The 12798-nt window shown below is 55.9% G+C and carries 12 protein-coding genes and 1 pseudogene; 1 reads left to right on the top strand and 12 read right to left on the bottom strand.

Annotated elements, in window-relative coordinates; translation table 11 throughout:
- Positions 1-69 precede the first annotated feature (69 nt).
- The 12 genes from JJL52_RS09620 to JJL52_RS09565 form a co-directional block, all read right to left on the bottom strand.
- On the bottom strand, positions 70-492 hold the full coding sequence (locus JJL52_RS09620; protein ID WP_202052194.1) for a putative PDDEXK endonuclease: 423 nt from the start codon (positions 490-492) through the stop codon (positions 70-72).
- Positions 482-688 (bottom strand): hypothetical protein, encoded by a 207-nt coding sequence (locus JJL52_RS09615; RefSeq protein ID WP_202052193.1) that lies wholly within the window; start codon positions 686-688, stop codon positions 482-484. Before JJL52_RS09615 ends, JJL52_RS09620 begins: the two co-directional genes overlap by 11 nt.
- Complete coding sequence (locus JJL52_RS09610; RefSeq protein WP_202052285.1) at positions 685-2019, bottom strand: DEAD/DEAH box helicase; 1335 nt, start codon at positions 2017-2019, stop codon at positions 685-687. The genes JJL52_RS09615 and JJL52_RS09610 overlap by 4 nt, the downstream gene beginning before the upstream one ends.
- Positions 2020-2184: 165 nt before the next feature.
- The gene (locus JJL52_RS09605) at positions 2185-3315 is read right to left on the bottom strand and encodes an AAA family ATPase (RefSeq protein ID WP_202052192.1); all 1131 of its coding nucleotides are present in this window, start codon (positions 3313-3315) and stop codon (positions 2185-2187) included.
- Positions 3305-3745, bottom strand: coding sequence for a hypothetical protein (locus tag JJL52_RS09600; RefSeq protein WP_202052191.1), 441 nt, complete (start codon positions 3743-3745; stop codon positions 3305-3307). Before JJL52_RS09600 ends, JJL52_RS09605 begins: the two co-directional genes overlap by 11 nt.
- The gene (locus JJL52_RS09595) at positions 3711-4499 is read right to left on the bottom strand and encodes a recombinase RecT (protein WP_202052190.1); all 789 of its coding nucleotides are present in this window, start codon (positions 4497-4499) and stop codon (positions 3711-3713) included. The genes JJL52_RS09600 and JJL52_RS09595 overlap by 35 nt, the downstream gene beginning before the upstream one ends.
- Positions 4499-5317, bottom strand: a complete 819-nt coding sequence (locus JJL52_RS09590) for a PD-(D/E)XK nuclease-like domain-containing protein (protein WP_202052189.1) — start codon at positions 5315-5317, stop codon at positions 4499-4501. The genes JJL52_RS09595 and JJL52_RS09590 overlap by 1 nt, the downstream gene beginning before the upstream one ends.
- Before the next feature lie 354 nt (positions 5318-5671).
- Positions 5672-6235 (bottom strand): hypothetical protein, encoded by a 564-nt coding sequence (locus JJL52_RS09585; protein WP_202052188.1) that lies wholly within the window; start codon positions 6233-6235, stop codon positions 5672-5674.
- Between the two features lie 97 nt (positions 6236-6332).
- Positions 6333-6629, bottom strand: a complete 297-nt coding sequence (locus JJL52_RS09580) for a HigA family addiction module antitoxin (RefSeq protein ID WP_202052187.1) — start codon at positions 6627-6629, stop codon at positions 6333-6335.
- Between the two features lie 9 nt (positions 6630-6638).
- Complete coding sequence (locus JJL52_RS09575) at positions 6639-6917, bottom strand: type II toxin-antitoxin system RelE/ParE family toxin (protein ID WP_202052186.1); 279 nt, start codon at positions 6915-6917, stop codon at positions 6639-6641.
- Between the two features lie 79 nt (positions 6918-6996).
- Positions 6997-7437, bottom strand: coding sequence for a hypothetical protein (locus tag JJL52_RS09570; protein WP_202052185.1), 441 nt, complete (start codon positions 7435-7437; stop codon positions 6997-6999).
- Positions 7438-7457: 20 nt separating this feature from the next.
- The gene (locus JJL52_RS09565) at positions 7458-8768 is read right to left on the bottom strand and encodes a tyrosine-type recombinase/integrase (RefSeq protein WP_202052184.1); all 1311 of its coding nucleotides are present in this window, start codon (positions 8766-8768) and stop codon (positions 7458-7460) included.
- Positions 8769-9608: 840 nt separating this feature from the next.
- Here JJL52_RS09565 and JJL52_RS09560 point away from each other — a divergent pair.
- Positions 9609-12793: pseudogene (locus tag JJL52_RS09560) on the top strand (chemotaxis protein CheB); the annotation flags it as partial.
- Between the last annotated feature and the right edge of the window lie 5 nt (positions 12794-12798).

Below are 12798 nucleotides of genomic sequence, written 5' to 3'. Positions count from 1 at the left end.
ATGCTAACTACACGAGGCCCGCGAGCCTTTGTACCCGCATTAGGCTTTGGTGGGAAGGACCCATTACCCTTACCGTTCGGTCATCACATGGCAAAACGCTTGCATGCTCAGTGTTGCCGTGTAATCGATCTGGCGACTGTCGCTTAGTTCGCCATTGAGCAGCGCCATCGGCACCACGACGCGCCAGGGCGAACGATTGGCACGATAGACCAGAACAGGCAACAGCTTCGCTTGCTCGGCCTGTACGACGGCCTGATCCCACCATTTTTCTATCAAGGCAGCGCTGGCGCTTTCGTAGCGTTTGCATTCGATCGCCAGTTGCCGGAAGGCGTTGGCCGCGTCCCCGATTTCGTCAGGATGCACAATCAAGTCGTGACCGCCGCTGCGGGTCTGTTCGAGGTTGCGAATCAAGCGAACGCCCGTCCAGTCCCGCACCAGCCCGGCAAACTCGCGTTCGGCACCTGCGCCTTTGGCTCTGCTGTTAATCGCCATCGTCGCCCACCTCGTCCGGTTCGCTGTCCGGTTTCAAGTTGATACTCGCGGCGTACAATTGTTGCCCGGCTTCGGTGATCAAGTGGAGGGCCTGCATCTGCCTGATGTCCGGCTGGGCAATCTCCTCGATCATGGCCAGGATGAGCATTTCCGCAAGGTCGGCCAAGGCCCTGACTTCTTCGGTCCAGTTCGTCATTGCCAGCCTTCCAAGGTAAATCCATTGCGGCAATACACTTCTCGCCGCTTGCGGGCAGCGGCATAGCCAAAAGGATGGCGGTCAATAATATCGATCACCGCGGCATGACGCTTATTCGGGAAGGGGTGACGGGCTCGGCCGATCGATTGCAATAGCCGGGTGGCGGCCGGGTTCTCTCGATTCACCTCGGCGGACACCGGGGCGGCGAAGACGATCGCGCCTACATGCGGCCAATCAATCCCCTCGCTCAACAGCGACAGCGTGCCGACAATCATCCGGCAGTTTTGGGCGCTTGCTCTCCGCGCCGCTCTCACCTTGGGCGGTAATTGCCCGTGCAACAGCAACGCATTACCGAAGCGTTGCGCCAGGTCGGCGTGCAACTGCTCGGCGTGCTCGATGGTGCCGGTCAAAACGACCGTGCCAGTTCTTCTGGCGGCATCGCTGGCGAAGTTGACAATCATCTCGTTGCGGAACGAATCGCGGGCCAGGATCTGATTAAACTCGGTCCAGGTTTGCGGATCGCCGTCAAATGAATGATACAGTGCTTGCACCACGACCGGCAGAACCGCTCCTTCGACTTCGTGCTGCTCGATCTCGGCCACGACCGGACCAAGGGCGGCATGAATCATCATTTCGAGGTTGTCGCGCCGCTGCGGCGTTGCCGATAGGCCGAACCGGTACCGCGCGGCCTGCCGATTGATCACCCTATACGCCTGCTCTGCGGGTACGTTGTGGCATTCGTCGACGATCACCATGCCATAATCCAGGCTGGTCTCATGTTTCGCCAAGGTCTGCACGGTGGCAACGGTGAATTGGTCGCCTTCCTGCCATTGGCCGCCGCCAATCATGCCGCATTGCAGGCCGGTGAATTTTGCAATGGCTTCGATCCATTGCTTGGCCAGGTCTTTCGATTTGACCAGAATCAGACAGCGCTCGCCCAATCGCGCGGCCAACTCAATGCCCATCGTGGTTTTACCGGCGCCAGTCGGGGCGACGAGCACGCCGCCGCCTGCACTCACTGCCGCCAGCACCGCGCGTTCCTGATAAGGCCGTGTTTCGATCGTGCTGGCGATTGTGGCCGGGTGCCTGCGGCGCTGATCAACGATCACGGCCCCATACCGCCGCCAAATCTGTTTTACCAGTCCGAGCGGAATCGTCAGGCTTCCGTCGGAGTTCCGGCTGGATAGGGTAATCAGCCGATCGATGCCGCGCGTCGAACGGTTGAACCGGATCGCTTCGGCAAATTTCGGATTGTCGAACGTGCAGCTCTTTTCGATCTGTTTAAGATCGGGTTCCAAAGCCTCGATTCGGGCTTGATTGGTTAATGTCATTTTCACTTTCTGTTCCTTAAATTCTTAACTGATTTAACGGTACAGGTACAGGTAACAGGTGTGGGTAACACTCGGTAACACCCCTAAAGGGGTGTGTTACCGTTCGTTACCTCCCTAACACCCCGTAACACTGTTACCAGTTGTTACCGTTCGTTACCCTGTTACTTAATCAATGCGCCAGCAATAGCCGCCATACTCGACGGTAAAGCCTTGATTCAGCAAGCGGTCCCGGCATCTTTTAAACGCCATTTTTTTGGCAGGCCCTGCTGCTTCACCGTCAGCATCAACGGTGATTGATTTGTAAGCCCGTTCGCGCCAATGGTCGATGTGAACAATTTTCCGTCCGCCATTGGTCCAGCCCTTGAAACCGGCAAATTTCTCTCTGATTTCGCCGGTAGGCTCGAGGCCGTGCTTCTCGATCGCTTCCGAGAGCGCCGTCAGAATCGCATCATCACGCGCGGATAATTTGCGCCGGGTCGTGATGGGCTGCGCTTCGCCGGCATGTTCCAGATAAATCGACGTGATCGGCTCGCCGTCGTCGTCGATCCAACCTAAATCAACCGGTTTCAGGCTGAACTGCTGCGGTTTCAGGGGCTCGAAGTCTTTCGATTCAGTGCAGGACAGGACGACGCTGCCGCCGTCCTTGGTGGCCGAGAATTCGCCGTCCATCGCCGCTCGAATGCTCGAGCTGCCCCGGCTGCGCTGCTGGGTGCTGTGTCCTGAGTGGTGGACGATCAGCACCGCGGCGCCTAACGGTTTCAGAAAGTTGTCCAGATTGGCGACAAACTGCGCGATATCGGTGCTGCTGTTCTCATCGCCGGCCATGTTGCGGTGGAGCGTGTCCACCACGATCAAGCCGGGACGCGGACAGAGGACGGCGATACTGTCGGCCACCCATTGCGCGTTATTCCCGTCGATCAGATTGGCCGGCCGCTGGCTGATGAATAACCGGGCCGGCGCTGGCGCTTGATACTTGACCTCCAATGCCTTCAAACGCCGGGCCATGCCGGCAAAGCCTTCGCCGGCGATAATCACCACATCGGCCACTTCGGTCCGGTTGCCGTGCCAGTCGATACCGGACGCCACGCAAAACGCCCAGTCCAGCGCAAACAGCGACTTGCCCGCGGCCGGCTCGCCGAACAACAGGTTCAATGAGCCGCGTTCGAGAATGTTCGAAACGAGCCATTGAATTTGAACGGGCCGGACGGTAAGCTGATCGGCGGATACTAAAGGGAAGGGGGGCTTCGATGCGGGCGGTGGGTCGTCTGCATCGATTTCGATAGACTCAGGCAGCACGCGCGGCCTCCTTCCGGGGCGGCCGGTAGACGCGTATCATCTCGCGAGTTTGTATCCAACGCCGGCCGGCCGGCAAACTGGCGTCGTATTCGATACCGGGTTTGCTGTAATCCACCCAACGCGGCCAAACTGCTACGCTTTCCGCGCCAGCTCTGAGCAACGCTTTTACCAGTTCGACAATCATCTGATCGGGTGCGGGCTGGTGCCATTCGACCACGCACAAACAGCCCTGAACCGGCCACGTATAAGCGCCGGCCGGGCTTTCTGTCGGCATGACCAACGCCTGAGTGTCGCCGCCTTGATTTCTCGCTTTGGCGGCCTCCCAAGCGCCAGCACCGACACAAATAAAGACCAGAAACGGCAGGTTTTTGAATCGCTGGCGCTCGATCAGCAACTTACCGAACGGTGGTAATTTTGTGGGTTTGGCCATCGCCGCCCCCTCCGGCCGTTTGAAACTCTCCTTCCAGCACCAGCTCGGCCTCGACCTCGTTTTGTTGTTTGCCGGACTCGGCTTTTTCATCCAAGGCAACCGCGCGGCTTAGCTCCGTACCGATCGGCAGATATTTGAATAATCGCCGGATCGCGGTTTTTTTCGCCATTTCTTCAAAGTGGTCTTTCCATGGGCCGAATCCGCTGCTCTTGCTGGCGCGTTTGGCCTTCTCGATCTCGGCCAGGTCCAGCACTTCAAAATGAACTCCGCCTGTGGTCAGTTTCGCCATAGCGTAAACCGCCACCAGGGCGCCACGATCTCCAGACGCGGGTTTATGGGTAATGCGTTCCTCGGTGCCCAGCTCCCACTCGAATAGGTCGTTTGCGTGAACCGTGCGGGCGGTGATCGATGCGACTTTGCCGGAACGATATGCCATCTCGATCATGCCGCGGTAGCCGATCTGTAACGAGCATTCCCCTTTGTAGGGGATAAAATAGCACTGTCCCAGCGTCGAGCCCGGCTCAAGCCCCAACTGAGTCGATTTGATAAAGGCACCCAATACCGACAGCGGGCTGCATTCCGCCAGCTTCGGGTTGGCGCGAACCTCGCTCATCAATGCCGCGCTGAACCGGGTCACATCGACGCCAGCCGGTGCAATCGATTTGAGACGGCCTTGGTGCTGCTTGAGCATGGCCGGGACTGTCTGCGGCTTCTGGGTCGCTGGCGCATTGAGTTTTTCGAGTACGCTGCTCATTACGCGGCCTCCAGTTTTTTGTATTGCCAGGCGGGCAGGTCAACGGTAATTACATTGTCGCCATATCCCGGCCAAAAGCCGGACCTCTCGCACTGCTGCCAGAGGTCGAGCGCCCGGTTCACTTCAGTTTTTGCCGCTTTCACGGCTTCGACGGTAAGCCGGACGACCGCCACGCCGAACGGTGGGTTCTTCTCGACCAAAACAAACACGAAATCTGCAGGGGCTTTGCCGGTAATGCTGCGGTAAATTTCCGAATAAGTGTATTGCTGAATGTGGAGCCCATAATTGACCGCGTACTTCTGGACCGCATCTGGCGAAGCGTCCAGGCATGTCTTGAGATCGATAATCACGCCGTCGGCGTCGTGCAGGTAATCGAATCGGCCTTTTATTGGTGCGCCATTAATTGAGCCGAATGCCGATACCTCAGCCGAACCTCCTCGAAACAAAGCGCCGGCCAGCGGGTGCGCATCGATCGCGGCCGCCATCACTTCGACTTGTTCGAAATCGTCGGCGCTGATGATCTGTTTGCCGCCATGTTCGGATTGAAACGCTTCATAGATCGCTTTTCCATCCTTGGTTCGCCGGTCACATGCCGGGGCGACTGCGTATTGTTTGCCGAACTTGTCGCCCTCCAGGATGCGGCAATGGGCGGCCGTGCCCAATTTTTGCGCTGGTGTCGATTCGGTCGGGTTGTCGAGCTGATAGCGGGCGTGGGCTGGCGATTGCGCCAGGATGGTCTTGATAGTGGACTGTGAAAGCTCCGGCTTGGCCGCGCGGTATTCGGTCTCGGGTTGGTTGAATTTGAAGGTAGGCTTCATGCAGCACCCCCGACAAGTTTTTTGATGTCGGCCACGCGCCAGGCCAGCCGGCCATTAATGCGGATGGGCGGATAGGGCCGTTTTCCAGGCAGGCATGTTTGCGGAGAGTTTGCGGTTTGCGGTTCAAATAAAAAGCCGCTTGGTCTGTTGTGACCGTTGGGCTTGTTACTTGGTCCAGTGGTGGGTAATAATTTATAAGGAATCTATCTCAAAGTTATGAAAGAGATTCCTACTATATTTATCAATTCTTCCCTTGCTAATGGAGATATTGAGAATTGATTTTATATTTCCGGGGAAATATTACGTGATAAAGTTATTTTTCCGTGGTGAATTTTTTGATTGAGAAGTCTGCAATTAGCTCGCCGCGCCTAACTCGCCTTTGATAGAAAGGCCACCCAGAATAAGTTCGTTTGAAGCACCAATCCAGGCAATACCTTTGCCGTCATATTCAATGGAATCGCCATGTATTTTTAAATTTTCTGGCTGCTCCAATAGGGCAATGCAGCTATTTTTCAAAGTGCCCCCAACAAGATGGAGCTCTGACCAATCGGGGAGTTGGGGTTTATTTTTATTATTTCTGGCGGCTCTCATTGATTTACTGTCAGAAATATTAAAATGCTCCATGACCATTTCATCAGCCTTGTTTACCCTTCTATTTGTAAAGTGAGCAACTGCCAAACGATGAGCAAGTTCGTATGCAAATGATTTAGTTGGAGTTTTAGGTTTTTTGTCTTTGTGTAAAAAATTAGATGATTTGGTTTGGATAGTTCCAATGTATTTGCCGTTATGGGACATCGTACCCAGTGATAAAAGCTCTCCATTAATTTCGCAATGAGCAACCATGTCGCCAACAAGTTTAGGTGCCCCATTGCCATCACAAAGCGTTAGTGTCCATTCCTTCTTTTTTATCTTTTTCATGCGCCTCCTTCAAGACGTCAATCCTTCAATTGGGATGCCGCGCCAGCCGGTTGAAGGAATCCGGCGTTCGCCCCGTCGGGCTAGGCGCGGCAAAAGGTTATGCCGCCTTTGGTCTATCGATCGGCGTCACGTCTGGCTTCGGTTTTTGTCTGGCCTGCCACAAATCATATTCGGCCTGCATGCGCACCCAGCTTTCGGCGGTCGGTCCTTTCATCCAGGCTTCCAGCCGGATCGCCATGTCGGCGCTGATGCCGGCTTTGCCGTTAATCAACCGGGACAGTGCCACGCGGGATACGCCCAATTGCTGTGCCGCTTCGGTCACGCTGATGCCCAGCTCGGGAAGCACGTCTTCCTTCAAAATACTGCCCGGATGGGGCGGGTTGAACATCGTCATCTGTACACCTCAATGATAATCCTGATAATCAACAAGAACCGCGTCCTCGCTTTCGAAAGCGAACGTGAGCCGCCAATTGCCGTTGACCTTCACGGCCCAATGATCGGCCAGCTCGCCTTTGAGCGGATGCAGCCGCCAGCCTGGCACGTCCATTTCCTGCGGACATTTCGCCGCATTCAGCACCATCAATTGCCGCGCCAGCTTGCCGGCGTGTTCTGCTTGAATCCCGGCTTTCGAACCAGATTCAAAGAACTGCTGAATTCCTTTATGGCGAAAGCTCTTGATCATGATTTAGTGTATCTTTAGGCTTTACAGGTTGCAATACTGCTTTTTACATCAGCCGCAGGGAAAAACCGCTGTAACTTGATCAATGCCGCCCTTTTTTAAGCTCTGTTACTGTAGCGGCGTGGGGCTTTGCCTTTTCGTCGGCAAGGCCTTTTTGTGCAAATTGCATTTCATTCATTTCAAAGATGAGCGCCGCCGACAATTCGCTGAGCGCCACAAAAGACCAGCCGGCTTTATTTATATCATGCTCGTTAATGGTGTTTGGATCGCCAACAAGCAGCAGCCCCAGAATATTGACGATATCGTTTATTGTTTCTAAAGCCCGTTCAGTGGTGTGAATGATCCCCTCCATTCCGGCTTCGTCGGTTTGGTATTGGAGGGTGGCGCGATTGGGCTCATAAACGCGCTTTTTGGTGTGTGCTAATGCTCCAATCGAAAGGATGTCAGCAAATCCCGTTTTCCCGCTGATGAAAGGAAGCTCTCCGTCTTCGGACAGGTCAAACTTAATTTTTTTATCGCTCATGATTTATCCCCTGATTTAAGTTATTTAACAACGCGCAAACCCTGCGCCTGATCGGCCTGCGCAAACTCCACGCCGGCTTGTTCCAAAATCCATGCTTCATATTTGCCATGCCAGATGGCCAGTAATTCAAGCGGCCGGCTCTTGTAATGGCGTTCGGCGGTGGCGTTGGGTGCGTGTCCCATGATCTGCGCCACGACGCCGACCGGCATTTCCACCCATTCGGCCAAGCTGGCGAAGGTGCGCCGTAAGCCGTGCAGGGTAACGTGATCGAGACCGGCCGCTACCAGTGCCCGGGTATGGGCAATGCGCGGCTCAGCCAGCTTGCCGTCAGCGGCTGTGGGGCTCGAGAATACCCACTCGTTGCGGCGGGGCAGGGCTTTTATCAGACTGGCCAAGTAGGGGGTTAAAGGAATCATCCGGCCTTCGGCGTCCACCTTGTCCTTGATCCACATGGCGCCCAGTTTGAAATCCACGTCGGACCATTTCAGCTCGCCCAATTCTTCACGCCGGGCACCGGTCAGTAATAAGCCTTGCAGGTAGGCACTGATCACCGGATTGCTGAGGCCGCGGATCGCGCCGAACCATTCCGCCAGGTGAGCCCGCTGCAGCACGTCGAATTTTTTGGTTTTCCGGTTCGGAACTTTCTTCCGGAGGTCTTGATTCTCGACCGCCTGGGCATCGATTAGAGCGGCATAATCCTTATGCTGGCCGCACCAGCGCCAGAATGCCCGGAACAGCTCGAAGCCTTGCCGGGCATTGTTGGCGCGGGTTTGGGCTTCCTGCTTTTGCCAATCGCTCAGAACGCTGGCGCTGACGTCGACCATGCGCATTTGGAGCAGGGGATAGAGAACGCCTTGCACGGTAACGCCGTTGCCGCGCTTTTTGGGCAGGCCGCCGGCTTGCGAAAGGTTTTGATGATCCTTGAAATGACGGTCGCCCCAATAGCATTGGTGGTGGTTTAGGTATTCATCCCAAACCGATTGCACCATGATGCTGTTGCGCATCGCTTCGGCTTTGGCCTGCTCCCGCGCTGCCTCGGCTTGAGCGATTTTTTCTGCCTTGATCTGGCGCGGATCGCTGCCTTCATCGATCAGGGTTTGCAGGCGACGTGCTTCGGCCTGGGCGTCTTTGATGCTCCAGGTCTTCGGATCGCCGATTGTAACCCTGATGGCCTTGCCGTTGAGTTTGCCTTGGTAGATATAAGATTTAGCGCCTTTGGTGGCGCGTAAGCCTAAGCCGGGTGATTCGCTGTCCCAAATGAAAACCTGATGCTTGTCTGGCGGGCAGACGAACTCGTTTATACGGCCTGAGGTGAATTTGAGCTTCGACATTGACCACCCCCGAAGTTCGGTTGAGTAAGTTACATGGGTTTCGTGTAACCCATATGTAACCCGATTTGGTCAATATTTGTCAATATTGGGGAATTTGTGACTCTTGGTGAGTGATAATAAATTGCTGAAAATAGTAGTAATAATATTTTTAATAAACGTCAGTCAACGGCAATAATATGATAGTTGTTCGGGCTCATAACCCGAAGGTCGTTGGTTCAAATCCAGCCCCCGCTACTAAATAAATCAAGGATTTGTGAGAAATCACAAGTCCTTTTTTTTGCCTGCAAAAAAATTATAGGCATTTTGTAGACAAATTTAGGGAATACATAGCAAGTTTAACGCCCCCTAAAGAACTTAGGTTTTTGGCGGCCCGATCGCTCTCCTTGTGATACTAAGGCTTCTATTCACTGCGCCGGATATACGGCAAAAGGAATATTAAATTTTGATCGTCTCAATTCGATTCCTTGCAGCCGGTGAAATTTATCGCAGCCAACGACAGCCATCAAAATTATAACCCGCCAATCGCTACACTATGGATGGTAGACCGAAAAAGATCCTTGCCGCTCATCGGCTTAGGGTAACTACTCTTTTTAAGGTAGATATTCAGAACTATTTAATTAATCGTGATGCCTAATGCGGATAGGAGTTCAGCCGCAACCTATCTTCTTGAAGGAGATTCTCATTGACCTTCTTTAGCGAAGGGCGATTTTCCGCCCGAAGCGCTAATATTTGTAATTAGTTAAGAAATACTTCACGATAAAAATCTTCAGCCCCTGGGTAGCTCCGAGTCGCTCTCATGCTCCATGAGGATACTCAGAGGAACCCGATGGGCAGTTTGCAATGGGTAGCAGCCTTAATATGACTTCCGAGGCTCCACTGACCGCGGCCGATAATACTCGGCGGCAAGCACCGGACTTCCCCGTCGCCGGCATCGGTGCCTCGGCCGGCGGCATCGAAGCGCTGCAACGCTTGTTCAAGGCATTGCCGCATCGGACCGGTCTGGCGTTTGCGGTCATCCAGCACCTGCTCCCCGAACAGCCGAGCCGACTGGTCGAGCTGCTGCAAAAAGCCACCGTTCTGCCCGTCTGCGAGGCCCGGGACGGCATGACCGTGGAAGCCGATCACGTCTATGTCATTGCGCCGGGTGAGATCCTGGCCTTGGAAGAAGGCCGCTTACGCAGCCGTCCGTTTTCCGGCAGTGTCCGCCCCGGCATCGACACCATCGATACCTTCTTCGAAAGCCTGGCCGCCGAACAAGGCACGCAAGCCCTGGCGGTCGTGCTTTCGGGCAGCGGCAGCGACGGCGCGGCCGGCGCAATACGGGTCCGGCAGGCGGGCGGCCTGGTCTTCGTGCAGGATCCTCTGACTGCGCAGCATGATGGCATGCCGCTTGCGGCGATTGCGGCAGGGGCAGCGAGCCATATTTTGCCGATCGAAGCGATCGCTGCCGAATTGCTGGCCTGCCTCTCGCCTTCCTATCCCCGTCCAAAATCCAATTGCGCAGAGAGTGAAAAAATCGCGGAGATAGTGAACCTTATCTGCCGCCAGGCCGGCTTCGATTTGAGCGGCTATAAGCTGACGCCGCTGCTTTGGCGTATTCAGCAACGCATGCATACTTGCCACATCGACTGCTTTCGCGACTATGCGGAGCTCTTGCGCGCTAATCCTTCCGAACGGGAATCGCTGATCAGGAATATTCCCATTTATGTCACCGAATTCTTTCGCGACCCCGACGCCTGGGAGGTACTGGCTCGGGAGGTGATTGCGCCTTTGGTCCTGAACCATGACGGCGGCCGCCCGCTCCGGGTCTGGACACCGGCGTGTTCCTCCGGCGAAGAAGCCTATTCGGTTGCGATGCTGCTGGCCGAACAGGCCGAGCAGTGGGACATGTCGACCGATTTCCAGCTCTTTGCGACCGACGTGTCGCCGGACATTGTCGCCCGCGCCGGCCGCGGCGTTTTTTCCGCCAAGGCCGTCGAGACGCTCTCGCCGGAACGCCTAGCACGCTTCTTCGATGGCGATGCAGGCAAGTATCGGGTCAAAAAGCATCTCCGGGAGAAACTGGTGTTCGTGCCGCAACATTTGCTCGCGGACCCGCCGTTTTCGGATCTGGACCTGGTCACCTGCCGCAACCTCTTGATCTATCTGGAGCCTTCCGCACAGCAGCAGGTGCTGACGCTGCTACAGGGTAGCTTGCGTCTGGGCGGCTATCTTTTCCTCGGGCGGGGAGAAGCCCTGCCTCCGAAGCACAGTGGTTTCGAGGTCGTGTCACGACCGTGGTGCATCTACCGGAAAACCGGTCCTGCCCTAGACAGCGAAACCCGTTCGCCGAAATACCGGGGACGCCCGCAGCACGTGAGGTTGAACACAGCCGCTGCAGACGAATATGCGCATCGGGCGCTGGTGGAAAGGTTCGACCTGCCGTCCGTGCTGATCGACGATCAATTCAACATTCTGCGCGTTTACGGCGACACCCGCGCTTTCCTGCGTCTGCCGCCGGGCGAACCGACGCTGAACTTACTGCAGGTCGTGCAACCGGCGCTGGTGGCCGATCTGCTCATCGCGGCCGAGGATACCATCGCGAAGCGCCGGACCGTGACCGTGGATCGGCTTCAGGGCAGCGCACCGGGAGAGCATCCATTCAGCCTGCGGATTACCCCGCTCCAAAATGACGCGGAGGATGAGAAAGGCTCCCGCCTGCTGATTTCGTTCGTGCCGACACCGCTTGCCTCCGGCGCCCAGGAGGGACGAAAGCCCCAACCGGCAATAACCTCCCAGGGAGAAGCGGCTGAGAAGCGGAGCGATGGGTTCCAGTTTACGATCGAAGAGTTGGAAAGCTCACGTGAAGAACTGCGGGCATTGAATGAAGAACTCAGGACCGTCAATGATCAACTGAACTTCAGCAATGAAGAAGTCGGCAAAGTCAATGCGCAGCTGCGCGCCAAAATCGAGGAATTGGAAACGCAGAGCAACATGCTCAGCAGTGGCGAAGTGATGGCGTTGTTCCTGGATGATAGCTTACGTATCCGCTGGTTCACCGCGGCGATCAACGCCCTGTTTCCGCTTCGACCCGCCGATATCGGACGGGAGATCACCGATTTTGTGCCGAAATTCAACGACCCGCATTTTATTGGCGAGGTACACGCCGTGATGCGTACGGGCGAGCCTTCGGAGGGGGAGGTGGTTAATCGGGACGGCCGCTGGTTTTTGCGCCGGATTCGGCCCTACCTCGACCCGACTCAAACCGCCAATGGTGCCGCGATGACCTTCACCGACATCACCGAGCGCAAGCGGGCCGAGGCGGCGCTGAAAGAGAGCGAGGAGGCTTTGCGCAAATCGGAAGAGCAATACCGCACGCTATTCGAGTCGATAGACGAAGGCTTCTGCACGATTGAGGTGTTGTTCGATGAACACGAGCGCCCGGTGGATTACCGTTATTTGCAAGTCAGCCCGTCATTCGAGCGACAAACCGGTATCGCCAACGCCGCCGGCCGGTTGATGCGCGAAATCGCGCCGCAGCACGAAGCACACTGGTTCGAGATTTACGGGCGGATTGCCCAGACGGGCGAGCCGATGCGTTTTGAAAACGAGGCCAAAGCACTCGGACGTTTTTATGATGTTTACGCCTTCCGCATCGGAGACCCGGCGCTTCACCGCGTCGGCGTCCTGTTCAACGACATCACCGAGCGCAAGCGGTCCGAGGAGGCGCTGCGTAATTCGGAAGAGAAATTCCGCACATTGTCAAACGCTGCTCCCGCGCTCATCTGGTATAACGATGCCCAGGGCGAAAATGTTTCCGTCAACCAGCATTTCCTCGATTTCGTCGGCATGTTCGCCGAAGCGATCCGCGGCATCGGCTGGCACACGCTCGTTCACCCGGACGATCGAGACGCCTACGTCGCCGACTATCTGGCGGCGGGCATGAGCGGCGCGCCTGGAACAATCAGAACCGTATCCGCCGCTACGACGGCGAGTGGCGATGGTTCGACAATCATGCGCAGCCGCTGTTCGGCATAAACGGCGCGTATCT

The sequence above is a fragment of the Candidatus Methylomicrobium oryzae genome, assembly GCF_016745425.1.
GTDB classification, from domain to species: domain Bacteria; phylum Pseudomonadota; class Gammaproteobacteria; order Methylococcales; family Methylomonadaceae; genus Methylomicrobium; species Methylomicrobium oryzae.
The sequence above is the reverse complement of the archived record's forward strand: the minus strand, read 5'-3'. Positions and strand labels throughout refer to the sequence as shown.